Here is a 24,403-nt window from a genome sequence, read left to right as displayed (position 1 = left end):
CTTACGACAAATTAGCATAGCACTGGCCCTATAACAGTCTGCCAGTGTATTATTCCTTACTGGCTGGAGGCTCTGCCAGCAGCGGCAGCGTAATCAGCACTCTTGTTCCGCCTTCTTCACGGTCCTCCAGAACAATGCCATATCCTGCTCCGAAATATCCGTCAATCCGCTCTCGCACATTGCGGATGCCGTAGCCTCCTGTATGCCGATTATGCGGCCTGTCTTCAGGCTGCTTCAGTCCAGATCCGTTATCCTCAATTATAATTTGCAGCTTATCACCGCTCTTCTCCATCACAATAGTGACATAGCCGCTCCGTTGCTTATTAAATCCATGGACGATCGAATTCTCAACGAACGGCTGCAGCGTTAGCTTGGGAATGTATAAGGACTGAAGGTCTGAAGAAGCCTTGATGCTGTAGTCAAGGCCTTCTCCCCAGCGCAGCTGCTGGATTTCAAGATAACAATTAATATGCAGAAGTTCATCAGCAATGGTGATAAAGCTGTTCCCGTTGGACAATCCGATCCGGAACATCCGTCCCATCAGCTCCAGAATCCGGCTTAACTCATGCTGGCCGGCCTCAATCGCCATCCAGTTAAGCTGATCCAGCATGTTATACAGGAAATGCGGATTGATATTGGCCTGAAGTGCTTCAATTTCAGCTTTGCGCTGCTGCTCGTAACGGCGCTCCAGAGAGAGATACAGCTCTTCAATCCGCTCATTCTGCTTACGGTAGCCGGAGAATAAATACCCGAACTCATTCTCATAATCTGAAGGAAGCTCCACATTATCGCCGCCTACAGAATATACGCGCATTGCATTTACAAGCTTTTTGATCGGCTTAGTAAACTGCCTGCTCAAAAAATGGGTCAGCAGCACGACCAGCAGCACTGCACCGATTCCGATCAGACCAATCCATTCCGCCAGCTTCAGACTGCTTGCCGTAATCTGCTTCCAGGAAGTGAATTCGATAAGTGTCCAGATGGAATTGTCCATTCTGGAATAGACGAGCAGCGTATCACGTGATCCGTCTTTTGCCGGAATATGCACATACCCTGAGCTATTACTCCTCAGATCGATCCACTGCGGCCATTCGTCCTGGACCAGCGTATCGCCGATCTTCATAATCTGCCGGCCTTCGCTGTCTGCCATGATCCGGTTGGTTCTGTCGGAATTCCCAGTTAAGATCTTCCGTATTTCGCCCGCTTTGATGTGGATCATCAAGACGCCAAGATAGTCATTCTCATACACTATTTTTCTGAAAAAGCTGAGTACAGGAACATCCCCCTGCGAAGTAGATAGATTATATTCTTTGGACCAGCAGAAGTCGCTTTTCTCCAGGCACCTGATTCCCTCCTGCTTGTCCAGATCCTTCAGACTTCGGAATTGAATATAATTTTGCCGTTCGCTGAAGATGGGGTTATCCATATAGAGGTCTATGCCCTGGATCAGCGGAATCGCATAGGTCAAATTCGCGAGTGCGCCTTCTACACCTGCTCTTCTCCGGTACCTCTCAAATTCATCCTGCCTGTTCAGAAGAAAATTGGTCAATTCACTGTCACGGGTGCTGGACAGGGAAATCTGCTCAATCATCACCAGCTTGGTTGTAATTTCATTATTCAGCTCATCCAGCAGCTGCTGCTGGTAATGGGATGTCGTCTTTACAAGCGCTTTGGAAGAATTACTGTAGCTAGTCCATGCGGTCACACCGATTACAGCAATCAGCACGATGGCAAAGCTATGAAAAAACAGCCGGTCAATTCTATATTTTTTAAAAGGATTAGTCAGTTGCTCCACTTCCCTCCGGCTCCGGTTCAGACAAAATAAACGGTAAAGCAGCGAAAGAGATTCGAGGCTTTACCGTTAACGGATAATTGTTTTTTACATCTTATCCTTTAATTCCCGTAGTTGCAATCCCTTCCACGAAATACTTCTGAAGGAACATGAACACGATGGTTGCCGGAAGGATTGATACAAGTGACATGGCCAGCAGCTGTCCCCATTCCTCGGCGGATTGGGAGTCATTAATCATCCGGAGCGCCAGACCGACCGTATACTTGTCTACTGTGTTGATATACAGGAGATGACCCAGGAAGTCATCCCAGTTCCACAAGAAGCAGAAGATCGTCACGGTTACAATTGCCGGAAAAGCAAGTGGCATCACCACTCTCCAGAAGATGCCGAACCAGGAGCAGCCGTCAATTTTGGCAGATTCGTCAAGCTCTCTGGGAACACCGCGTATAAACTGGATCAGCAGGAAGACGAAGAAGCTGCCGCCTGCCCCGCCTGCGAGCAGATGGGGGATAATGAACGGGAGATACGTATTGACCCACCCAAGCTGATAAAAGAGCGCATACTGGGGAATGATCAGCACCTGTCCGGGCATCATCAAGGTTAGCATCAGGATGGAGAACCAGAAGCCCTTAAGCGGAAAATCCAGTCTTGCAAACCCGAAGGCAACCAGTGTAGTAGATAACAGTGTTACGACAATGACAGCCAGCTCAAGGCCGAAGGTATTCAGATAGAAATCGGTGAACGTATGTCCGGGAACCGAATTCCAGCCATCACTGAAGTTGCTCCACTGCGGAACAGACGGAAAAATGGACGGCGAGTTTAGCTCTGTAGTATGCTTCAGCGATGCGCCGATCCACCAGAGCACCGGATAGACCATCACAAAGCTGAAGAGAATCATGAACAGATGACGAAGCGCCGGCTTTACCTTTAATGTGGTCATTTACGTTTTCTCCCTCCAGTGTCTGTTTCATAGAATACCCAATACTTCGAGGTATAAGAGATCAGCAGCGTAGCGGCGATAATGGCCAAGAGCATAATCCAGGCAAGCGCCGAAGCATACCCCAGCTCGTAACGGCTGAACGCTCTTTCATACAAATACATTGCATACACATACGTAGAATTCATCGGGCCGCCGTTCGTAATAACAAAAGCGGAGGTGAACATCTGGAAGGCACCGATAACAGCCATAATCAGGTTGAAGTAGAGGATTGGTGACAGCATCGGCAGCGTAATTCTGAAGAATTGGGTCACTTTATTGGCTCCGTCTACGGAAGAGGCTTCATACAAATCATTCGGAATTTGCTTCAGGCCTGCCAGAAAAATAACCATCGTTGAGCCGAATTGCCAGACCGTCAGCAAAATCAGCGTGCCCAGCGCCGTATCAGGGCTTGTGATCCAGCCCTTTCCTTCAAAGCCGAAGACTGCGATCAGTTTGTTGAAAACCCCGTCAACCCCAAAGATGTTGCGCCAGAGCAGCGAAACCCCGATACTGCCTCCGATCAGTGAAGGGAAATAAATGGCTGTGCGGTAGATGCTGATCCCTTTAACCGCCTTGCTCAGGATCATTGCCACAAAAAGCGCAGCGATCAGCTTCAACGGCACGGAAGCGAGCACATAAGTGAAGGTTACTTTGGCAGATTGAACGAATCTGGGGTCTGCCGTAAAGATCCGCTCATAGTTGCGGGTTCCGATCCATTTCATTGGCTGCATCAAGGTGTAGTCGGTAAAGGAATAATACAGGGATAGAAATAACGGGTATGCCGTAAGCGTTAGAAACCCGATCAGCCAGGGGGAAATAAACAAATAGCCTGCTAACGGAGCGTTCCATCTGCTTTTGAAATAGGAGCTTTTTTTCGGCTTCGCAGCAGTATTGGCTATGGCGGCTGTGGAACGGTTCATCTGTGGTCACCTCTTGTGGTTAATTTATACCTTAAGTATATAGGCCGCCTATATCCTGCTAAAGGAGGGGAATGCTCGAATTCTTTCAAAATATAACGATAAACGAACCATCTCCCTCTCTCCCCTCTATAAAAAAAGAAGCGGATTGCTCCGCCTCTTTCCCGCAATACATTAATAGATTGTTCTCCCGTGCTGGTCGGGTATACCGCTTTTCCGGAAGAAGTACGTGTTAATCCGATCCCGCCACTCATTACTGTGGGCCGCCTGTTCCCTAAGACGCGCTTCTACATGACTGTACGCCTGTTCATCCACCTGTCCCTGCATAAGCTTCCAGTCAGACAGCAGCCCGTATGCCCGCTCTGCGCCTTCAAAATGCGTGTCATAAATATGCTGGATCACGGTCTTACCCGAATGCAGCACATGCGTATACGGAACATGATGAAAGAACAGCAGCAGGTCATCCGGACAGCTGTCAAGGGATTCATACAATTCCATATTGGCCTGCGCATATTGGGCTGTATACCCCGTACCTGTAGCTGCTGTGCGGTCAACACCAATCCCGTGGCAGTCTGCAAAATGATAGGTGCCCCACATGGAGTACTCATATCCGTCCACATTAGGCCCGTAATGATGGTCAGGGTTCACCATAAACCCGACACCTAGCGGGGCTGTGTACGATTCATAGATCTCCCAGGATTCCATGAAGGTTCTTAACAGAATCTGAAACGGCTCTTGGTCTGTAGCAAAGCCAAAAGTCAGGGTAATCCATTCCCCGGCAATTTCATCGGCAGACAGCCCAGGGTTCCAGGATAGGCGTCCGTAACCGTATAAATTAGCCTGTGCAAGCAGATGGCCCGTCCAGTTGCTGTCATTACCTATGTTTGAGACGGCTGCAAAGCCGCTGTAAGGATTGCCGTGAACGGAACCATCCACAATGCGCCGGACAGTCGTCCCCTCCCCTTGGAGCTGTGTATCAAAATCCAGGATTTCCTTCCACTGGGGCACCAGATAGCACACATGGCGCTGCTGGCCGGTATACTCCTGGGCAATCTGGAATTCAATGACCTGATTCGTCTGCGGCATAGCCCCCAGCAGCGGGGAGACCGGCTCTCTTACCTGAAAGTCAATCGGCCCATTCTTGATCTGCAGAATGACATTATCCATAAAGCGCCCGTCCAAGGGCTGAAAATGATCATAGGCTGCCCTTGCGCGGTCGGTGCCACGGTCACTCCAGTCCTGCTTGCAGTTGTAAACGAAGCAGCGCCAGATAACAATGCCGCCATATGGCTGCAGCGCTTCAGCCAGCATATTGGCCCCGTCTGCATGATCTCTGCCGTAGGTGAACGGCCCAGGCCTGTTCTCCGAATCGGCTTTGACTAGGAATCCCCCGAAATCAGGGATAGCTTCATATACAGCAGATGCTGCTCTTCGCCACCACTCCCGGACTTCAGGGTCCAGGGGATCTGCCGTCTCAAGACCGCCGATCTCCATTGTGCTGGCGTAATTAATACTCAGAAACAGCTTGATGGCATAGCTGCGGAAAATGGCTGCCAACCTCGTCACATCCGGCAGGAAGTCTGTGAGGCGCCGGCTTTCGGTCTGGTGGACGTTCACATTATTGATCGTTATCGCATTGATGCCGGTGGAAGCCAGCAAGCGGGCGTAATCCTGAATTTGTTCAAGATTGCCTGTGACCCGGTTATTCTCGTAAAAGACAGATTGCCCGGCATACCCCCGCTCCACACTCCCGTCCATATTATCCCACTGGTTGATCATGCGCAGCTGATTGGCCGGATTCTCCAGAATATTCAACTGCCGGACAGAACCTCCTGTCCCCATAATCCGCAGCAAATGGAACACGCCATATAATACACCTGCAGGGGTAAGCGCCCCGATAACAATACTGCCGGTCTGGCTGTCGGTTTGAATGGCGTAACCCTCCGCTTTAACAGCAGAGCTTACCTCCGTACTGAAGAATCCGTCAACTAAAGAGCCTGTACCGAAGGTTCCAATAATGATACTTGGGGACGCCGCCATTGTCTCCGAGACCAAAATCTCTCTTCCTGTAATTCCCTTAAGACCTTGAGCCAGCTCGTCCGCAGCCGTACGAAGCACGGTATCGTCCAGGCCAGCGGCAACGATCCGATTGTATTCTTGATAACGTCCCGTCCCTCCAGCCGCAGGCCGGCGGTATTGCAGCCAGGCCAGATATCCGTCTCCCGGATGATAATGCACAGTATGTTCCATATTCTTATATCCTCCCTCTACTCTCAATTTACTTTAGACGTTCCGAGTAACGGCAAGGCCCGGAACAAAATGCTCCGGGCCTTTCGTTCTGGAACTATTTTTCGTAAGCCTGCGCCGCTTCCTTCAGCTGCTCAAAGGCTTTCTCCGGTGTCACTTTGCCAAAGCTGAGCTGGTCACGTACCAGTACCCAGTCTTTGTCGACGAAGTTGGTCCAGCCGCCGGCTCCAGCCGACCAGGTCTGGCCGTCCGGCTCTGTAGCGCGGAGCAAGCCCAAACCAACCTTATCCAGATCACTCATGCTTGCTTCCAGAGCCGTTGCAATTTCCTTGTTGGCCGGAAGGCCGCGGAAAGTCTTGAGAATATTTCCTGCTTCCTGGTCATTTACAAACCAGTTAATGAATTTCTTGGCTTCTTCAGCATGCTTGGAGTTTTCGGAAACGGCCAGGTACATGGATGGCTTCAGCCAGCCGCCCGCTTCTTCCGCACGCGGCATCGTTACCAGGGCATAAGCACCCGGCTTGATGCTGTCCCAGGTACCAAGGTTATTGGAAAAGCTGTACCGGAACAGAACCTTACCTGCTGCCAGCAGGTCCATTTGCGGATCATTTTCCTTATCGGAAGCATTTACATCCGCCGGAGGAACCAGGCCTTCCTTGCGCAGCTCTTCAAATTTCTTGGTCCATTCCAGATAGGCTGCCTGATCGACATTAAAGTGGCCGTCATCTGTAATGACCTGCCCCTTGCCTTTGGCGTACTGGTAGGCCGAGTACATAAAGTAGTTGCCGCCATAGTCCAGGGTGAAATATTGCCCCTCAGGCAGTTTGGATTTGGACTCCTTGGCCAGCGCGAAGAAATCATCCCATGTCCAGCCGTTAGCCGGATTTGCAATACCGAGCTTATCCATGGCTGCCTTGTCGTATACCATTCCGAAGGCTACCGAGCCAAGCGGAACCGCGAACTGCTTGCCGTCAAGCTGTCCGCCGGACAGCAGCTTGGCATCGAATTTACTGACATCCACTTCAGGTGCGAGGTCGGCTAACTGGCCCCGTGACATCCAGTCCGGCATCCAGCCCGGATCAAGCTGAACGATATCCGGTGCATTTTTCGCTGCAGCCTGTGTCGATAATTTATCCAGGTATCCATCCATTCCTGAATATTCCGGTTCGAAGGTAACATTAGGATTGTTCTTTGTGTATAAGTCCAGCGCAGCCAAGGTAGCCTCGTGTCGTGGCTGGGATCCCCACCACATAATACGCAGTTTAACAGGCTCATTGCTGGGTGCTGCCGTCGCCGCTGCAGTAGTGCTGGCAGGCTCGGTAGTAGGCTCTGCCTTGTTTGTGGCCCCATTTCCGTTTCCATTGCCGCCGCAGGCCGCCATCGTTCCCAGCAAGGCCGTCATGGCCAGCACTGTGAGAGAACGCTTCCATTTCAACATCTTTAACCCTCCTAATATATTCTTTAGTATCCCGCTACACCGTAATAGTAACAATTATATACGAGAGTTCATATGAGGGTGATGCACGATTTATTTTAAAATCGCACGAAAAATTGCATGAGGTTCAATTTTTATCATTGCACAATTTTTCAATATTCAGGCTTCCGTACTCATGAGACCAATGAATTCTCGAATCGGCTGTCGTCTATATAAATGAAGGCATTAATGAACACAACCTAATTTGACAAAGAGGTGTTTTGAAAATGGCATTAACATCCGCATTCACGAGCTTCAACCTGCCTGTGAAAAACGTAGAACAATCGAAAGCGTTCTTTACCGGACTCGGATTCGAGCTCAACCCGCAATTCCCCGATAACGAGAATTCGGTAGCCATCGTGATCGGCGACAACCTGCAGGTCATGCTGATCAATCAAGCATTCTTTAATACGCTCACAGAGAAAGAATCTGTCGATACGAGCAAGTATGCGCAGATGACGATCGCACTTGCCTTCGAGAGCCGGGAAAAGGTCGATGAAATTGTGAATACCGCGCTTTCTTTGGGTGGGAAACTGCACGCTGAACCTGAAGATCATGAGTTCATGTATCACTGGGGCTTCGTGGACCTGGACGGCCATCTGTGGGCTATTAACTACATGAACATGGATGCGGCACAAAGTTAAGGGTAATGGAGCGTGCTAGTGTTCAAAAAGAAAGACGCCGGGCATGTTCCCCGGCGTCTTCTTCGTGATGAAAGTAATTAAGCATTCTTTTCAGCTTTACTACGAGTAAAGGGGCTTTCTTCATCCGCAGCAGATTCCTTGAATTTGTTATTGAGGATATTCGCACTGGATGGGAACAGATAGAGGGGAAAAAGAACGGATTAAACGAGGACATCATGATTAAAAAGACCGGTTTCCAGAGACATCTGGTTAACCGGCCTTTGCAGTAACTTAGACTATGTGCTCTTTGTACTCAAAATAATTAAAATCTGCCGGGCGGAATGTCCCTGCCAAGTCCTGTACACACATGCCGATAAAGGTCCCCGTAAATCTGATATATGCCGGGAAATCATCAGATAAATGGCAAATATCGAGGAGCGGACCGATTTTCTCCCAGCTCGCACCACTGTCTGCACTACTGTAGTAGAACTGGGCATTCTCCTGCTCGATGACAACCTTCAGCCGGCAGCTTGCACCGGAGGGCAAAGGTATCCAGTCACACAGAGAATCTTCATACACGCCGTCTACGGACCGGATAATGCCCAGACATTTCCCCAGCTCTTCATCATGGGTAACCGCAAGATAGATATAATCTTTCGTATCATAATATACAATAAGTCCGGCCATCTGCTGGAAATGCTCAGGCTCAAATTCCACTTCGGTTTCAGCACTGCAATCAAACGCCTGCTGGCGCAGGGCAACCAGGCTCTGCCGGTGCATAGAACTCATCGACTCTCTCCCGTGCAGGCGCAGATAACTCGGACGCGCCTTCAACGAGAGCCAGCTCTCATCCGCGGGAACACGCAGGGTACTCCAGCGGACATCCAGCTCGGGAAGGTCAAAATCATCTCTCTCCGCAGGTGCCGGAAACGGGTGGGCTGCGATTTCCGGACCCTGAACGGCAACAGCGGGCAAAGACCCTCCATCCGCCAGCTCCAGCCATCCCTTATCTGTAAACCTACAGCGCTGGATGGCTGTCTCCCGGCCCAGGGTGCAATACTTCTCCTTGACGGGCCGGCCACATAAATGAACCATGTACCATTCGTCCGTATGGGTATGGACGAGGCAGCCATGTCCAGCCTTTTGCAGTTCCCAGTCTCTGTTGCCCGCTGAGGTCAATACCGGATTGCGGGGATCGGTTTCATAGGGACCTTCAATATTCCGTGAACGGGCAACCGTTACTGCATGATTATACTGGGTGCCTCCTTCTGCCGTAATGAGGTAGTACCAGCCATCTCTATGGTATAGATGCGGTCCTTCTGTTAGCTTCAGCTCTGTCCCTTTATAAATCGGATACACAGGTCCAATCAGACGCTGTTGGTCTACAGAAATTTCTTGAAGTACGATTCCTGCGAAGCTGTTCTTATTCGTACGGTGATCCCACAGCATATTGACGAGCCATTTGCGCCCGTCGGTGTCATGGAACAAAGAGGGGTCAAATCCGCTGCTGTTCAGATAGACCGGCTCAGACCAGGGACCTTCAATATTGGTAGCGGTGACCAAATAATTAGGCGTGTCCTTGAACGCGCCTTGACGGCTCTTGACATCCGTGTAGATCAGATAGAAGACGCCGTTATCATAGGTAAGGCATGGCGCCCACACCCCGCCGGAGTCCAGGTTGCCTTCCATATTCAACTGCGATTTGCGTGTAAGTGCATGGGTCAGCAGACGCCAATGGACCAGATCACGGGAATGATGTATGCGCACCCCGGGAAACCATTCAAATGTGGAAGTGGCAATGTAATAATCTTCGCCGACCCTGCAGATAGACGGGTCCGGATGAAAGCCGCGGAGAATCGGATTGTGTATGACATTATTGTTCATGATTATCGCTCCTGTGCTTGCCGGCCTGCCTGGAGGACGGCAATGATTTTGTCGGTATCATAGACACAGCCTTGCCAGGTGCCTCCGCTAGCGGCTTGCAGCGCTGCCCACAGTCTGGTGTCATCAGGCAGATCCGGATCTACGCCCAGGAAAGGATGAGCAGACCGTTCAGCCAGAAGCTTGGCTCCGTCTTCCACAGTGCCCGGCAGTTCGCCGTCGCCCACCAGATGTACACTTCCTTCAAGCTTGACCGTATTGACTATGACCTCTACCCAGTCACCGTCCCTGAGCCTGCCAAGCGGTCCTCCCGCCAGTGCTTCCGGCCCGATATGGCCGATGCAGGCTCCCGTGGATACGCCAGAGAATCGCGCATCCGTAATCAGAGTCACATGCTTGCCAAAAGGCAGATGTTTCAGCGCAGAGGTCAGCTGGTATGTCTCTTCCATTCCGGTTCCGCTGGGTCCACGTCCGACTACGGCGAGGATATCTCCAGGCTGGATGAGCCCCAGCTTGATGCTGCGGATGGCATCCTTCTCTGCTGTAAACACTTTGACTCTTCCTGTATGTCTTTAGACGCCTTCATTATCGAGGACCGAAGGATCGATGGCTGCCGATTTGATAACCGAGCCTTCCGGTGCGAGGTTTCCGGTAGGAAAAGTCATTGTGGAAGCCATTCCATGCAGCTTCGCCTCCTGGGGGCTCATGATTACACTGTCGGGATCGATCCCGTCGGCTTCTCTCAGACGGGATCGCATTTCCTGCCGTCTTGCTGAGGTTTCCCACCAGTCCAGGTTCTTTCCAAGCGTTCTACCTGTCACTGTAAGGACTGTATCATCAATAAGTCCCAGCTGGCGCAGATGCAGCATAACTTCAGGAACACCTCCTGCAAGGAAAACACGGATCGTCGGATGTGGAACCGGTCCGTTGGGCAGTACACTGACCAGACGTGGTACCATGCGATTGACCTCATTCCAGTCTTCAACGGTCGGAACCCGCAGCCCGGCGGCATGTGCGATTGCGGGCAGGTGAAGCAGCAGATTGGTGGAGCCGCCGAATGCAGCGTGAACGACCATGGCATTGCGAATCGCCCGTTCGGTCAGTATATCCTTCATCACCAATCCGCTGTGCTCCATTTGCAGCAGCGCGCGGACAGATTGTCTCCCCATGTTCTTCCACACTGGCTGGCCAGATGGGGCAAGTGCAGAATGGGGAACAGACATGCCCAATGCTTCGGCAACCACCTGTGCCGTAGCTGCAGTCCCCAGGAATTGGCATCCTCCTCCTGGAGTTGCGCAGGCGCGGCATCCAAGATCAGCTGCATCTTCCAGCGACAGTTCACCATTACTGAATCTTGCGCCGATGCTCTGCACTTTACCGGCATCCTCCCCCTGATTTGGCGGAAGGGATACGCCTCCCGGAACGATAACTCCCGGCAGCTCACGCATACCGGCCAGGGCCAGCATCATAGCAGGCAGCCCTTTATCGCAGGTAGCCACACCCAGAACCCCCTTGCGTGATGGCAAGGAACGGATTAGACGGCGCAGCACAATAGCTGCATCATTCCGGTAAGGCAGGGAATCGAACATGCCAGTGGTTCCCTGGGAACGCCCGTCGCAGGGATCACTGACATAGCCCGCAAACGGAATCCCCTGACGTTCTGTAATCTCGTGGGCTACTTCTTCCATCATTAATCCGATCTCCCAATGGCCGGTATGATACCCCAGAGCAAGCGGGCTTCCATCCTCCCGCCGGATGCCTCCCATGGTGCCCAGAATGAGATACTGAGGTGAATTCAGAAATAGCGGATTCCACCCCATACCCGCATTCTGTGACATTCCGAAGATTTCTCCGCTCGGAGCGCTCCGCAGCATGTCGCCTGTTATTGGCAGGCTGCCGGACGGTCCTTCTGCCGCTGTATGTACCTTATGCCCCTCAGCTTCCCGCATAATCTCTTGCAAACTGATCTCCAATTCAAGCCCCTCTTTCTCCCCAATAATGTTGAACGATCTCTGCAGCTTACAGTTGGGACAGCTTCTTTCCCAGCCGGATAACCTCATGAATAGCTTCTTCCTGCTTCTCCAGATAGGCATGGCGCATCATCGAGGTGCTGACTGCCGCAACGGTGTCGCCGGAAACATTTGTCACCGGTGCTGCCACACAGCAAATGCCCTGGATAATCTCTTCATGATCTTCAGAAAAGCCCCTGCTCCGGATATCAGTAAGCATTACTCTGAAATCCTCCCAGTCCGTTACCGTATTGGATGTTACCGTGGGCAATATCCTGTCCGGATACCTCTTCTCAAGCTCCTGCGGCGGGAGCATCGCCAACATCATCTTCCCCATCGCTGTGGCATGGGCAGGAAAGCGCATGCCCGGACTTGATTCCAGTTTCACCAGGGATGCCCCCTCCTGCTTGGCCAGATATATAATTTCATTCCGGTCCAGAACGGACAGCTGGAAGGTTTCGCCCACTGCCTTGACACTATCCACGGACGCCTGCAAGAAACGCTCCACAAGATTGTAATTCCGTTTACTAAAGTCATTAAAGGCCGTATTGAAATATGCTATTCCCGCTCCCAGGACATAGGCGTCTTCTTCATTGCGCTTCACCCAGTTCAGCGTCTCCATCGTCCGCAACAGGGAGAACATGGAGCTTTTATTAATCCCTGTGGTCTCGCACAGATCAGTCATCTTGAATTCTCCGGGATGCCGGGAAATCGCAGTCAGTATCAGATTAGCCCTTTCCAGTGCGGGAACCCAATATTTACGGTCCATCCTACAACTTCCTCTCTCTAATCAACCATTGATAAACTCCAATAGGTTCAATATAATAATCATATGTTTATAATATCAAACTCGGAGGCAAAAACAAATGGATATTGTTCATACAAATACGGGCATCATCCCCCCTGTCCCCACCATACTGAATGAAGACCGGCAACTGGATCGTCCCGGAATGAAGCTCTTGATCGACAGCCTGATCGACAACGGGGTTCACGGCTTGTTCTTCCTGGGAACAGCCGGGGAATTCAACCAGTTTGATGCCAAGGAGCGGGAAGAGATTGCAGAATTCTGCATAAACTGCACCGACGGCCGCCTCCCGGTCTGGATTGGAACAGGCAGCAATACTACCGCCGAAACCATTCGCCTTACCAGGCATGCCGCCCAAAGCGGAGCAACGGGTGTTGTCGTTATCAATCCTTATTACTGCAAGCTGAGCGAAAAAGCATTGTACGCACATTACGAAGCCGTCGCGGAAGCGTCGGAGCTGCCGCTGATGCTGTATAATTTCCCTGCGCTTACCGGTCAGGATTTGAGCCCGTACTTTGTCAGAAGGCTTGCTTCGAAATACCTCCATGTGGTTGGGATCAAGGAAACAGTGGATCAGCTAAGCCATATCCGTCATATGATTCTTCTGGTCAAGGAGGTAAATCCGTCATTCTCCGTCTTCTGCGGTTTCGACGAGTATTTGTTGCCCACTCTTGCGGCCGGAGGCGCCGGTGCGATTGCAGCCAGTGCCAATTTTGCCCCTCAGCTTATGCTCGGTTTGTATCGAAGCTACTTGAATAATGACCTGGCGGAAGTGCTCGAATATCACCGAAAGCTGGTTCGGATCCCTCCGCTCTATGCGCTGGATGAACCCTTTATTCCGACCATCAAGGAAGCCGTTCGATTGTCAGGGATCGCTATCCCCACCTACAGCCATTCTCCGGCCAATCCGTGGAGTCCGGAGAACGAAGAGCAGCTGAAACAAATCTTTACCATGGCAGATATCCCTTATTCAGGCTGACAGCATCACCTCAATGCCCCCCTAAAATGTGGCACAAAGTTAAGATTAACGGAGCGTACTAGGGTTCAAAAAGAAAGACGCCGGGCATGTTCTCCGGCGTCTTCTTCGTGATGATTAGTTTTGTTCGGTATAGGATTCATTGGTCTATTCGCTCAGGCAGCCCAAATCGCGTAAATAATGGCGGGTGAATGAAGTTTTGAACGTGCAAGATTTGATTGTCTTTGGTTTCGATGACATGGATGCCCCAGGGTACTAGGCCAGAGCCCTCTTTATCCGGCATATATTGGGCTAACGCCGGATAACCGCCGTTCACCGTAATGGGCACCAATCGTGAACCTTCGCAATGCCAGCGAGTAAGCGAATAGAAGGCGGACAAATCTTCCTTGCCGCGGATCCACATCTTGAAGGGCGGCATGGACATGCAGCCTTCCTCGTGGAACAACGCGACGAGCGCAGCAATATCGAATTGCTCGAAGGCCTCCACATATCGGGAGAGCAGTTGCTGCTCCGGGTGAACGTCCATGCTGCTAAGCTCATCTGAGCGAAGCTGCGCCCGGTCCATCGACTCCCGGGCTCTTTGCAAGGCGCTGTTCACCGCTGCCGGCGATACCGCCAATGTTTCCGCGATCTGCTTGGAGGACCATTCAAATACATCCTTCAAGATGAGTACCGCGCGTTGCCGCGGAGGCAAGGTCTGCAGGAGAGCGATGAAGCACAGTTTAAGGGTATCTCTGCGGACGAGCTGATCCTCCGGATTGCCCCCAAAGTCGGGAGACGGCCAGATCCAGGCAGAGTTCGGCAACGTGTCGCGCGGCTCGACGATGGCGACGGCCTCGTCGAACAGGTCAACGGGAAGCGCGCGGCGTTTGGATTGTCTCAGCTTGTCCAAGCATAGATTGGAAGCAATTCGATAGACCCAAGTTTTGAACGAGGAATCCTGTCTGAACGTGCTCCAGCTCTGCCAGACCCGAATACTAGTCTCCTGGACGGCATCGTCCGCATCGTCCATGGAGCCTAGCATTCGGTAACAGAACGAGGTTAAGCCCGGCTTCAAGCTTGCAAATAATGGTTCGTCAAATGCGCTTTCGTTCATCGCGGCCTCCCTTAACGATCTCCCCGAAGGGGGTACCTTCATTATAGGCAATGAAGCAGATAGCCTCAAATATGATAAATCAACCGAAACCCAGAATTAATCACACACTAGGCTCTTGTGCATATAATTGAGAGTGAAATTACTTACATTATCGGAGGGCTACGCTCATGAATATGATTTATCCGTATTGGTTCAGACCGCAATTCGTTCCTGTTTGGGCAACCTCAACGCAAGACGCGCTTGAATTAATGAGGACATCAGTTCAAGGGGAACGAAATGATGAACTTTTTTATGACGAGCTTATTCGTCTCACACCTAACCAGAAACAAGCTGGAGTTATTACCTCTATTCGGAACGATGAACGAGGGCATAATCAAATGTTTCGGCAAATGTACAGAGAATTAACTGGACATGAAGTGACAGGAGTTAGCAACGAAGTTCCAGAACATGTTCATTCGTATATTGCAGGGTTGCAAAAAGCTTTTCAAGGTGAATTGTCTGCAGTAGAAAAGTATCGGAAGATCTGGTTCGGCCTACCTTATGGCGTTTATAAGGACACTTTGTATGGTATTATTCTCGATGAACAAAAGCATGCGGCAAAGTATAATAATCTGTTGCTACAGAACTTAGCTGGAAATCAGTGGTGATTCACTTAAACTTCCATTTATGTCCAGGGTTCTTCCTGCAGTCTTCCTTTGGCTGCGCCAATGCTGCCGCCACCCAACAGATAGGTTTTGATTTTTTTCTGTAAGGATGTATGTTCCGGTTGTTCTTGTATTGGAAGATCAGTTCTTCCATATACCCATCTGATAGAGCTGTCATTAGAATGATCTACATGTGTTAATTCGAATGCCTTTTGAAAGTTCACTATATTGGAGTTCTCAGGTAACAATGTAGTCAGGACAGGAGATAGCAGCCAGGAATCACATACCATATCCGACTGACTATACTCCGGATAGTATTCGGCGAAAAATCCTCTGGCTTCCTCATAGGACTTCCGCAAACTCTCCCTCCCCAAATCCGCATCTGAGGGGATATGTATGTTTATTAATTTCTGTTCTTCCTGCTCGATCATTTCATATTCTAGAGCACCAATCCGGAATTCGCGAAGTGAAATCTGTCTTGGAAACCACCAAGCCCAGGTGAATGCATAAGTTCCGTACAGCTTGTAATGTTCCTCTATGAAACGGGTACAAAACTTCATCGTAACTGTAAAAATGCGCTCGCTTATTCCTCTTTTTTCGTACTCCTTATGAGAATCTGCTGCCCTCTGGAGCATAAAGGTGAGCATTTTGCTCCCATCCGGATCCTCTCCTAGAACCCCGGCTATTTCTTTAATTTCTTTTTCCCAGGATGATGGATCATAGAGGGTGGCAGAAAGTGACTCTGTTGTTCTCTCATCGAATTCGCCTGCACATTCAAGCACTTTTCTTTTCATTGGATCCGGTAAACTAATACGTTCACACACTTCTTTTAAAGTCGTCATCTATATTCTCCTTTAGTGATCATTTAGCCGGTAACCTCACCCATCATTATATATGTTTTCCGTAGTAATATCTCTCTGTTATGAATGTTCTGCATCGAGTCACAGAAAAGTGTCCATACTAAGACTCGAAATATGAATAAGGGAGAGGCTTGATATGGACCTGCAAAGTGGAAAATTGTACTGGCCGACAACGGTTGTTACCCCCCCTTCGTATCCGAAGCTCGAAGAAGATATATCCTGTGATGTACTAATCATTGGTGCGGGAAGTTCAGGCGCCCAGTGTGCAAAAATCCTTTGTGAACAAGGGATGACCGTCGTTGTAGTCGACAAAAGAAGAGCCGGAGAAGGCAGTACCAGCAGCAATACCGCTTTGATTCAATATGCCGGAGAAAAAAGTTTTGTATCACTGAGCCACTCTTTTGGTGAAGAGGTGGCTGCGCGTCATCTAAAACTATGTGAGCAGTCTATTACCGACATTGAGCGGGTAAGCCGTCAATTACCCCTTGATCCGGATTTTATAAGACGGGACAGCCTGTATTACGCAAGCTCCAAGGAGGATATTTCTGAATTAACCGAAGAACATGCTCTTCTTAGGAAATACGGGTTTAAAGTAGATCTCTGGGATGCTCAGCGGATATCGGGTCATTATCCTTTTCAAAAAGAAGCAGCACTGTACTATCATGACGATGCAGAGATGAATCCGCTTAAATTTGTTTACGGGCTTCTTGAGAAAGTAAAGTCACAGGGCGGATTGATTTATGAAAATACGGAAATAACAGGCAGGCGTTTCGAACAGGATTATGCCCTGTTTTACACCAAAGACAAGCGAGTAATACGGGCCAGACATGTCATCATCGCAGCCGGTTATGAAGACAGCGACTTCAAAACCGAAAAAAATGCTACGCTGTCAAGCTCCTATGCCGTTATTACGAAGCCAATCACCGATTTTTCAAGCTGGCATAAAAGAACCTTGATATGGGAAACAGCACGCCCTTATGTATATATGCGTACGACCGCTGACAATCGGGTTATTATTGGAGGAATGGATAAGGATACAACTTACGCTGAAACAAGGGATGCTAAAATCCTTGCAAGCAAGGACAAGCTCCTTCGCGCGTTTAACAATCTATTCCCGGACATTCAGGCCATACCGGAATACTTTTTAGGAGCCTTTTACGGAGGAACACATGACGGACTGCCTGTCATCGGCCAATACGAGACCTATCCTCATTGTTATATCCTGATGGCTTATGGAGATAACGGAACCGTATATAACGGAGTTTTAGCCAAAGTTGTTTCGGACAAGATCCTAACCGGATCCAGCCCGGATTTGGAAATCTACCTGCAAAGCAGACCTCTTGTAGGAAGCTAGACGGTGATCAGGATAACGTTTCCCTTTCTAAGAATAAAAGCGATAGGTAAGCCCGGTAAGGGCTTTCTTATCGCTTTTATTTTCGTAATCTCATTAAGATAACTTGTATTCCCGTACAAATTGGTCAAGTTCACTGCCCGGCATCCGGTTTGTTTAACCTCTTAGTTTTCAAGTCTGACCGGGAAATGGAAATTCTGCTGGAAACCTCGATTTCAGCTTCTTTAAAATGACCGTTCCAATCTTTCTTTGCAAGCTTATACTGGGAATTGTGATGCCGGTTCATATATTCACCGAATCCAAAAATGTCCACACCAAACTTTTTTTGTACACGGCTAATAGTGGACTTAACCTGTTCGTTCAGGTAATTAGACTCCAGCTGTTCCAGTCGTCGATACCCTGCCGCAGTATCAAGTGGCAAATCTGTATCAATGCTGCTCACATGGCCTTCTCCTGCAATGGATAATTTCACATGCGGGCGCCCGTTATTCAATGTTACATCCATGGCTGTGTGTATCGGGTTCATCCGAATCGTTGCGATACCTTGCTTGTTATCAGCCGGAAATGCAAAACTCGTTCCTGTAATTTTATCTCTAATCAGGTTTAACAATCTTGTATCTGGCACCGAAAGGAAACCCATGAGCTTGTCGCCTCTGAACACGGCGGAACCTGCACATTTGACGATTGCTTTAGGAATAGATGACGTTGTAGCTTTGCTGTTGTCGCTATTGTTGACGTCCCCTTCTACAGAAATTGCTGCGAGAACAGGCTCCCTTCCTTCATTCAACATTGCATCTGTATAGTTATACAATGTACTTTTCGGAGTGCCGCCCCAAGAACGGTAAAAATGAATGATCTGCATTCTGAGTTTCCAGCTCGCATATTGACCACTTGGGTACATGATCTTCAGTACATCTGATGCCGGTGTATCTTTGGCAATGAGTAACAGCACGTCCTCGCGCACGAAGCGGGATCGCTGAAGAACATCAATAATCTGATCTAATCCCTTCCGCGCAATGCTTGCATCAATGATAACCATATGAATATGAGAGAAGATGATTTTACGTTCAACCATCTCATTCATCCGGGAAGATGCTTCACTGATTGATTTTCCTTCCATGGTATATAGTAGTGTAGGCGGCCCTCCACTGCCGTTTTGTACTCTTTGCGCCTCGGCGGGATTTAACACTTCCATGGTGAGCTTTAACATTCCATTCTTCCCAGGCTCAATCGCCATTCCGGTTAACATCGAGGACTGGTTCACCTCCACCCAATCCCAGCAGCCGCTTTGAAGCAGACATAGGATAGCCGCCATAACTAGAATTAAACCTTTACGCAGCATTTCGCTCCCCCTTTTTTGCGCGCTTCGTAAGACTGGATGTTAGATAGGGTATCCCGAAAGGTTCGATACGCGATAAGTGAATCAACAAAAACGCACCTGAAAGGAAGACGCCAAACAAACCAAGGATGGAACCGAGTACGATAAGCCCGTATCGGAATAAACGTATTCTTGCACCAAAGCTGTAGATTGGGGATACAAAGCCTGAAATAACCGTTAACGAAACAACGATTAAGCTGACATTTGATACAAATCCCGCCAAAACAGCAGCTTGTCCAAGTACCAGCGCGCCTGCAATCGAGATGGATTGTCCGATAATGCGCGGCATGCGGGTTCCGGCTTCTCTAAGGATCTCAAATGTGATCTCGAGCACCAAAACCTCAAAAACAACCGGGAATGGAATTCCTTGCCGCTGGGCGGCTATGCTCGTGAGCAGCAGGGTCGGAATCAGCTCCTGATGATAACAAGTGATTGAGATATAGAGCGCCGGCATACAGAGTGAGATCAGAAAGGACAAATATCGCAGGTACCTGATAAAAACACCGAAGGAGAACCACTGGTAGACATCCTCAGGTGATCTGAAGTAATCATTAAATAGTGAGGGAAGCATTAGCACGAACGGACTACCGTTAACGATAATGGCGACACGCTTATCCATCAAACCATTACAAATATTATCTGGCCTTTCACTGGCATAGACTGTCGGAAACAACGAAATTTCTTTGGACTGGAACAGGGTGTCAAGGTTACTGGAAGCGAACAGACTGTCCATTTTTCGCTCTTGAATTTTATCGCGGATTTGATTCAAGACGTCCTTTTCAACTAAGTCATCTACATAGGAGAGGTAAATAGACGTCTTTGTCATCTCGCCAAGTTCATATTTCTCAAAGCGCAGGTTTGGGTTCTGAATCTTCCTCCGGATTAAGCTGATATTCGTATCCGCTGCTTCGGTGAACCCATCCTTAGGGCCAATGGCTACACTCTGTGTAGTCGGCTCCGTAACAGCGCGTGTTTCAAGTTCCTTGATATCAATCATTAACACTTCTGTCATACCGGAGAGATATAAAGCGGCATAACCTTTCATTATTAAGTCTGTGAAATGCTCTGGGTCATTGGAAGCCTCCATGGTTAAACCCGGCAAATACTGTTCTCGGATTCGATCAAGCCACTGGTTCTTTTGGAGTTTATCCACGGGGCTCGCAGCGTGAGTGAGTGGTTTTATTACATTATCCATTAGAAAAGCAGTATTTGTCATTGAGGTCAAATAGCTAAACACCCCTATTTCTCCAAAAATCCTAACCGTTACGGATGCCAAATCAGAGGTTCCTCCCAAACGCCGTTCGATTTCCTCTTTTACAGACTCCATATTAATTACGGTACTTGGCTTTATTTCATCTGTAGTCATAATTCTTCTCCCTTCAGGTTACGAATCCAGACAAGAAGCAGAGTAGCAGCCGGAATAGCCAGCTGCATCGGTATATGCAACCAGTAGATGACATGTTCCAAACCTTCCTCGATATGTTCACCATAATTGTTCGTAACTAAAATGGAATAGCCGCCAATAAGGAACGCACATGGTAATGTGAACTTTCTAGAGCTTTTCTTAAATACTAAACCGGCACCCTTCGTGCCAGCGTATAAAAAGATCGAACATTTTACAAGAACACTAAAGAAGATAATAAACGCCACCAGCGCATCCATACGGGTAATAAAGTCGCCAATGTTGATTTGTCTTGCTGCGTCCAATAATGCAAAGACCGAGAATTTCATGTTCTCCTTCCCGAGTGTACAGATCTGCAGGAGGCTAGAGAAGGTTAGCACGAAGCAACTGCAAATCATCGCGGCTAATCCCAGTTTCCGAAATCGTCTTGGGCTCCCGAGTCCATTCACAAATACGAGAAACACGATAATTTCTCCGTAGGGAAACCATATCGTGCTTCTCCATGTAGCATTAATTACAGGTGAGACCCCTTTGGAGAGTAGCGGAAGAATGCGTTCGGTGTCCAATGATCCACTGAAACCGAGAAAAACCGCAAGCAGGAGAAAGAAAAAGAGAACCATACCCAAAACAGGGATGGCTACACGGCCAATCGTAGATAGTCCTCCGGCTGAAGCATAAGCAATGACTAGAATGAACAAGAGAATGAGCAATTCCTCAGGGGTACTCCCAAGAAGTGTTGTCTTGACTAACTCAATCATGTCGCGTATGTTCCGGGAGGCGATATATAAAAAATACACGGTATAACCTAATACAAGAACCTGGCCCAGTAAACGTCCCCATATTTTAAATAAAAGCGAATATAGGTCGTTACTCTTACCAGCCACTAACAGTCGGGTATATAACATGAATAAAGCGCAGGAAGGAACAAGGGTAATGAGGTCTACAATCCATGTGTCCTCTACCAACCGGGGAGTTCCAAAAATAATGGAGGTACCCAGCAGAAAGACAGTCATGATTGTAAATGTGTGAAAGGGTTGAAGGCGGGTTGTCTTCATTGAGGTCTCACCCCCTTTTTCTCGACAGCATGAAGACTAAACGCCTGATTAAAGCCGAGTTTTTCAAGTCGGTCCCCCCAGCCGTTAAGAGAGCAGCCCCAAGAAACCAGCGAAATGAAGAATTAGTAGGAATGAAGTATAAGTGTAGCAATGCAGATTGGAATGAAAAACGATATACTAATACGTCAAGGAACACCACCAGCATTGTCCCCATAATCGCTAGAATGAAAATGCCAAGAAAAATCAATGCAGCATCCCCCGTTCACTTGAGTTAATGTTAATTTGATCCTATGAACTCCTTATTATGTATGGGGTTTAACCTTTAAAAGCCGATCCTTTGGGGGATCGGCTTAATTGTATTCCTTAAATTTGTCTGTTCTCCACGGATTTCATACGGTTTTGATCATCAGGCAGCCGGTCATTACTGTTTTCCTGACCTGCTTCTACTTCACCGTGGGCGGAGACAGCCCGGGCAAAGTTTGTGAACTGCCTTTTTTCGTCATCCTGCTCATGCTTAAGCTTAAGAAGCTCTTGCGGATCCTGAGTTGTCATCGTGTAACCTCCTAAGAAATCGAATCAATCTGTTGATTCACACTACAGAAGTTTTCCATTATAACGCCCAGCTTATGCAAGAAATTCACAATCCTTTATGTAATCGTATAATCCAGCATTGTTTAACCTGCCAGCGCTTTAATCCCCTGTATACAGAAATAGACCCCGAATCCGATCAGAGAGATGCCTGAAATCAATGAAACCCACTTTAGCATATGATCGTTCAAATAACGGCGCAGCCCCGTTGTCAGAGAAGCTACAGTCAGATCCCAGAGCGCCAGCCCAAAGAATATCATACTGCTGTAAATGAACAGGTGTGCGGTACCATAAGCCGAAGCGGTTTTTGCCAAAATGGAGCCATAGATGCCAAGCCAAAACAAAATAGACAACGGGCTTGTAATCGACACCATAAAACCGGTCATAAAGCTTTTGGTTAACGACTCTTTATTGCGCATAGTGGCTTGAATATCAACTTTGTTAGCAGTGCTAATACTCTCCACCCCGGAATAGACCAGTACTAATCCTCCAAAAAGCCATAAAAAAATTTGAATTTCTGGCATATTCAGAAACCGGACCATTCCAAGATAAATAAGCAGCATAAATATGCCGTCAGCGATCATCGAACCGGCCCCGACACTCCACGCATTCCAGAATCCATTCTTAATTCCCTTGTCTAAACGTGCAGAATTTACCGGCCCCATGGGCGCAGCTAATGTTAAACCCAAGAAAATATAACTTAGAAGCAACTGGACGCTCAACCTTCCTCACTCCCCCATAAAAGGTAACCTTGTACACTTTATGTTCTGGAGCAGCGGATCATACATCTTGTACCTAAACAATGCCCATGTTGGACAGCTTTTCCAAGGGACTTATAGCAATACATTAAGGCTCCAATTTAACTTGAACAGGAAGTTGTTTAACATACTTATCAGATTGCTTCATGCGTTTAATCATTTCCTCATATTCAGTTCTGTAGGGTGCAATGTTTTTTATTTTTTTGAAGTTTTTAATGGAGGTCGCTGTCCCGTCCTCAAACCCCTTTTTACCGGGAATAAATAGGATTTCATCATTAAAGAATGAGCCGGACGGCAAATAATACCGGACTCCAATTGTATTGTGCTTAGTGTTCAGCAAATCCTGACCGAATGCTGTGAATCCTAAGCTTTTCAAATCAATTCCCATAAGGTTTGCAATCGTGGGGAGGATATCTGTTTGCCCCCCCGTAAGCTCAACTCTTTGTCCGGAGTGTTCCCCCGGCAGATGAATAAGGAGCGGAATGTTTAGGGTGCTGATCTGCTTGTGATAACGGATGCCAAAGGTCTGGCTGATCTTCTCGGGATTATATTTCTTTTTGCTTAGTCCGAAATGATCCCCGTATACGACCAGAACACTCTGGTTCCAAAGCCCGGCATGTTTGAGCTTCTCAATAAAGGTGCCAAGCGCATAGTCCGCATAGTTAACAGCCGTCAGATAATTACCCAGTAGTTTTCCGTTCAGGTCCGGGTTTAACTTCAATCTCCTGCTGGCCTTAGGTATATTAAAGGGAGAATGACTCGATACAGTAACCAGTTGTGCATAAAACAGCTTGTTGTTTCGATGCAAAGACTGCAGCTTTTCGATAGCTACCGTATACAACTCTTCATCAGAGGCTCCATAACGGTTAAAGATTTCCTGCTTAAAATAGGGTTTATCATAATACTTATCGAAGCCTAATGCCGGATACAACCGGTCCCGGTTCCAAAAGCTTACCTCATTAACATGGAAAGTGTTAGCAATATACCCCTTGGCGTGCAGTAGCTTTGCTAGGCTGGGAAGGTCGCGGTCAGCGTATCTGGACGACATGGCTGGATCACCAACCGGGTAAATAGAAGTGTTGCTCGTAAATTCGGCATCTGAGGTATTCCCCCGCCCTATTTGTGAAAAAACATTAGGGAAATAGAAGCTTTTGGCCGCTAGCTTATTTAAATTTGGAGTTACTTCCTGCCCTTGGACCGATAGATTCACAAGAAAATTCTGAAATGATTCAAGCTGGACTACAATCAGGTTATATCCTTTTCCAGCACCGAAGTAAGCCTTTTGACTGACCTTCTTATATTCAAACATTTTGACTGGAATTGGGCCGCTTAATGTTTTGAATTTCATATCAGCCATACTGAAGAGAAAGACCATCAGCAATATAGCTGTTCTCCTGAAGAGTAAATTACGTAGCATTGGATTCCCTTTCTTTTGCTTCATGCTGCTTTGCTTATTGTGGTTCTTACAGCTGTAATTATGCAGCTTTGGAGGATTTGGGTACAAAAAAACAGCGTCAATCCCATGAAAAGTCATGGTCAGACGCTGCTGTTTGAGTTGAACCATAGGG

General features: G+C 48.4%; 19 protein-coding genes and 1 pseudogene. 4 read left to right on the top strand and 16 right to left on the bottom strand.

Translation table 11 applies throughout. The features are described from left to right. Positions 1-49 precede the first annotated feature (49 nt). From JRJ22_RS13330 to JRJ22_RS13310, 5 genes are all read right to left on the bottom strand, one after another. Positions 50-1,786: a sensor histidine kinase gene (locus JRJ22_RS13330; RefSeq protein ID WP_206105124.1), complete on the bottom strand. Its 1,737-nt coding sequence runs from the start codon at positions 1,784-1,786 to the stop codon at positions 50-52. Positions 1,787-1,886: 100 nt separating this feature from the next. Beyond that, positions 1,887-2,732 (bottom strand): carbohydrate ABC transporter permease, encoded by an 846-nt coding sequence (locus JRJ22_RS13325; RefSeq protein WP_206104882.1) that lies wholly within the window; start codon positions 2,730-2,732, stop codon positions 1,887-1,889. Further along, positions 2,729-3,691, bottom strand: a complete 963-nt coding sequence (locus tag JRJ22_RS13320; RefSeq protein WP_206104881.1) for a carbohydrate ABC transporter permease — start codon at positions 3,689-3,691, stop codon at positions 2,729-2,731. Before JRJ22_RS13320 ends, JRJ22_RS13325 begins: the two co-directional genes overlap by 4 nt. A gap of 171 nt (positions 3,692-3,862) precedes the next feature. After that, positions 3,863-5,938, bottom strand: coding sequence for an alpha-glucuronidase family glycosyl hydrolase (locus JRJ22_RS13315; RefSeq protein ID WP_206104880.1), 2,076 nt, complete (start codon positions 5,936-5,938; stop codon positions 3,863-3,865). 94 nt (positions 5,939-6,032) lie between these two features. Further along, positions 6,033-7,373: an ABC transporter substrate-binding protein gene (locus tag JRJ22_RS13310; protein WP_206104879.1), complete on the bottom strand. Its 1,341-nt coding sequence runs from the start codon at positions 7,371-7,373 to the stop codon at positions 6,033-6,035. Positions 7,374-7,636: 263 nt separating this feature from the next. On the opposite strand from JRJ22_RS13310, the gene JRJ22_RS13305 reads away from it, so the two are divergent. Continuing rightward, positions 7,637-8,053 carry a VOC family protein gene (locus JRJ22_RS13305; RefSeq protein WP_206104878.1) on the top strand — a complete coding sequence of 139 codons (417 nt, stop codon included), beginning with the start codon at positions 7,637-7,639 and terminating at the stop codon, positions 8,051-8,053. Between the two features lie 270 nt (positions 8,054-8,323). On the opposite strand, the gene JRJ22_RS13300 is transcribed toward JRJ22_RS13305, so the two are convergent. From JRJ22_RS13300 to JRJ22_RS13290, 3 genes and pseudogenes are all read right to left on the bottom strand, one after another. Further along, positions 8,324-9,916 (bottom strand): glycoside hydrolase family 43 protein, encoded by a 1,593-nt coding sequence (locus JRJ22_RS13300; protein ID WP_206104877.1) that lies wholly within the window; start codon positions 9,914-9,916, stop codon positions 8,324-8,326. A 2-nt stretch (positions 9,917-9,918) separates the two neighbouring features. Next, positions 9,919-11,886: pseudogene (locus JRJ22_RS13295) on the bottom strand (YjhG/YagF family D-xylonate dehydratase). Positions 11,887-11,932: 46 nt separating this feature from the next. Then, positions 11,933-12,691 (bottom strand): IclR family transcriptional regulator, encoded by a 759-nt coding sequence (locus JRJ22_RS13290; RefSeq protein ID WP_206104876.1) that lies wholly within the window; start codon positions 12,689-12,691, stop codon positions 11,933-11,935. Between the two features lie 97 nt (positions 12,692-12,788). On the opposite strand from JRJ22_RS13290, the gene JRJ22_RS13285 reads away from it, so the two are divergent. Further along, a complete protein-coding gene (locus JRJ22_RS13285; RefSeq protein WP_206104875.1) occupies positions 12,789-13,706 on the top strand; it encodes a dihydrodipicolinate synthase family protein in 918 nt (305 codons plus the stop codon). Between the two features lie 136 nt (positions 13,707-13,842). Here JRJ22_RS13285 and JRJ22_RS13280 read toward each other — a convergent pair whose 3' ends face one another. Beyond that, the gene (locus JRJ22_RS13280; protein WP_332461383.1) at positions 13,843-14,841 is read right to left on the bottom strand and encodes a sigma-70 family RNA polymerase sigma factor; all 999 of its coding nucleotides are present in this window, start codon (positions 14,839-14,841) and stop codon (positions 13,843-13,845) included. A 125-nt stretch (positions 14,842-14,966) separates the two neighbouring features. Here JRJ22_RS13280 and JRJ22_RS13275 point away from each other — a divergent pair, with 125 nt between their 5' ends. Then, entirely contained in the window at positions 14,967-15,446 is a 480-nt protein-coding gene (locus JRJ22_RS13275) for a ferritin-like domain-containing protein (protein ID WP_206104873.1), read from the top strand. Positions 15,447-15,463: 17 nt separating this feature from the next. Here the strand turns inward: JRJ22_RS13275 and JRJ22_RS13270 are convergent, their stop codons facing one another. Beyond that, entirely contained in the window at positions 15,464-16,285 is an 822-nt protein-coding gene (locus JRJ22_RS13270) for an acyltransferase domain-containing protein (RefSeq protein ID WP_206104872.1), read from the bottom strand. A gap of 154 nt (positions 16,286-16,439) precedes the next feature. Between JRJ22_RS13270 and JRJ22_RS13265 the strand changes: the two genes are divergently transcribed. After that, positions 16,440-17,657 (top strand): NAD(P)/FAD-dependent oxidoreductase, encoded by a 1,218-nt coding sequence (locus JRJ22_RS13265; protein ID WP_206104871.1) that lies wholly within the window; start codon positions 16,440-16,442, stop codon positions 17,655-17,657. Positions 17,658-17,787: 130 nt separating this feature from the next. On the opposite strand, the gene JRJ22_RS13260 is transcribed toward JRJ22_RS13265, so the two are convergent. The 6 genes from JRJ22_RS13260 to JRJ22_RS13235 form a co-directional block, all read right to left on the bottom strand. Then, positions 17,788-18,996: a Ger(x)C family spore germination protein gene (locus JRJ22_RS13260; protein ID WP_206104870.1), complete on the bottom strand. Its 1,209-nt coding sequence runs from the start codon at positions 18,994-18,996 to the stop codon at positions 17,788-17,790. Further along, complete coding sequence (locus JRJ22_RS13255) at positions 18,986-20,398, bottom strand: spore germination protein (protein WP_206104869.1); 1,413 nt, start codon at positions 20,396-20,398, stop codon at positions 18,986-18,988. Before JRJ22_RS13255 ends, JRJ22_RS13260 begins: the two co-directional genes overlap by 11 nt. Further along, positions 20,395-21,489, bottom strand: a complete 1,095-nt coding sequence (locus JRJ22_RS13250; protein WP_206104868.1) for a GerAB/ArcD/ProY family transporter — start codon at positions 21,487-21,489, stop codon at positions 20,395-20,397. The genes JRJ22_RS13255 and JRJ22_RS13250 overlap by 4 nt, the downstream gene beginning before the upstream one ends. 363 nt (positions 21,490-21,852) lie before the next feature. Continuing rightward, the gene (locus JRJ22_RS13245) at positions 21,853-22,041 is read right to left on the bottom strand and encodes a hypothetical protein (RefSeq protein WP_206104867.1); all 189 of its coding nucleotides are present in this window, start codon (positions 22,039-22,041) and stop codon (positions 21,853-21,855) included. A 122-nt stretch (positions 22,042-22,163) separates the two neighbouring features. After that, positions 22,164-22,799: a LysE family transporter gene (locus JRJ22_RS13240; RefSeq protein ID WP_206104866.1), complete on the bottom strand. Its 636-nt coding sequence runs from the start codon at positions 22,797-22,799 to the stop codon at positions 22,164-22,166. A gap of 124 nt (positions 22,800-22,923) precedes the next feature. After that, on the bottom strand, positions 22,924-24,399 hold the full coding sequence (locus tag JRJ22_RS13235) for an LTA synthase family protein (protein ID WP_206104865.1): 1,476 nt from the start codon (positions 24,397-24,399) through the stop codon (positions 22,924-22,926). Between the last annotated feature and the right edge of the window lie 4 nt (positions 24,400-24,403).

Origin of the sequence: Paenibacillus tianjinensis (assembly GCF_017086365.1) — a bacterium.
GTDB lineage: Bacteria > Bacillota > Bacilli > Paenibacillales > Paenibacillaceae > Paenibacillus_AQ > Paenibacillus_AQ tianjinensis.
The sequence above is the reverse complement of the archived record's forward strand: the minus strand, read 5'-3'. Positions and strand labels throughout refer to the sequence as shown.

What these genes read in the sequence shown, in the direction of transcription:
- JRJ22_RS13250 (WP_206104868.1), bottom strand. Translation starts at nt 21,489, where the DNA reads ATGAAGACAACCCGCCTTCAACCCTTTCACACATTTACAATCATGACT.
- JRJ22_RS13325 (WP_206104882.1), bottom strand. Translation starts at nt 2,732, where the DNA reads ATGACCACATTAAAGGTAAAGCCGGCGCTTCGTCATCTGTTCATGATT.
- JRJ22_RS13290 (WP_206104876.1), bottom strand. Translation starts at nt 12,691, where the DNA reads ATGGACCGTAAATATTGGGTTCCCGCACTGGAAAGGGCTAATCTGATA.
- JRJ22_RS13285 (WP_206104875.1), top strand. Translation starts at nt 12,789, where the DNA reads ATGGATATTGTTCATACAAATACGGGCATCATCCCCCCTGTCCCCACC.
- JRJ22_RS13270 (WP_206104872.1), bottom strand. Translation starts at nt 16,285, where the DNA reads ATGACGACTTTAAAAGAAGTGTGTGAACGTATTAGTTTACCGGATCCA.
- JRJ22_RS13300 (WP_206104877.1), bottom strand. Translation starts at nt 9,916, where the DNA reads ATGAACAATAATGTCATACACAATCCGATTCTCCGCGGCTTTCATCCG.
- JRJ22_RS13315 (WP_206104880.1), bottom strand. Translation starts at nt 5,938, where the DNA reads ATGGAACATACTGTGCATTATCATCCGGGAGACGGATATCTGGCCTGG.
- JRJ22_RS13245 (WP_206104867.1), bottom strand. Translation starts at nt 22,041, where the DNA reads ATGACAACTCAGGATCCGCAAGAGCTTCTTAAGCTTAAGCATGAGCAG.
- JRJ22_RS13255 (WP_206104869.1), bottom strand. Translation starts at nt 20,398, where the DNA reads ATGACTACAGATGAAATAAAGCCAAGTACCGTAATTAATATGGAGTCT.
- JRJ22_RS13305 (WP_206104878.1), top strand. Translation starts at nt 7,637, where the DNA reads ATGGCATTAACATCCGCATTCACGAGCTTCAACCTGCCTGTGAAAAAC.
- JRJ22_RS13235 (WP_206104865.1), bottom strand. Translation starts at nt 24,399, where the DNA reads ATGGTTCAACTCAAACAGCAGCGTCTGACCATGACTTTTCATGGGATT.
- JRJ22_RS13280 (WP_332461383.1), bottom strand. Translation starts at nt 14,841, where the DNA reads ATGAAGGTACCCCCTTCGGGGAGATCGTTAAGGGAGGCCGCGATGAAC.
- JRJ22_RS13310 (WP_206104879.1), bottom strand. Translation starts at nt 7,373, where the DNA reads ATGTTGAAATGGAAGCGTTCTCTCACAGTGCTGGCCATGACGGCCTTG.
- JRJ22_RS13260 (WP_206104870.1), bottom strand. Translation starts at nt 18,996, where the DNA reads ATGCTGCGTAAAGGTTTAATTCTAGTTATGGCGGCTATCCTATGTCTG.
- JRJ22_RS13275 (WP_206104873.1), top strand. Translation starts at nt 14,967, where the DNA reads ATGAATATGATTTATCCGTATTGGTTCAGACCGCAATTCGTTCCTGTT.
- JRJ22_RS13265 (WP_206104871.1), top strand. Translation starts at nt 16,440, where the DNA reads ATGGACCTGCAAAGTGGAAAATTGTACTGGCCGACAACGGTTGTTACC.
- JRJ22_RS13320 (WP_206104881.1), bottom strand. Translation starts at nt 3,691, where the DNA reads ATGAACCGTTCCACAGCCGCCATAGCCAATACTGCTGCGAAGCCGAAA.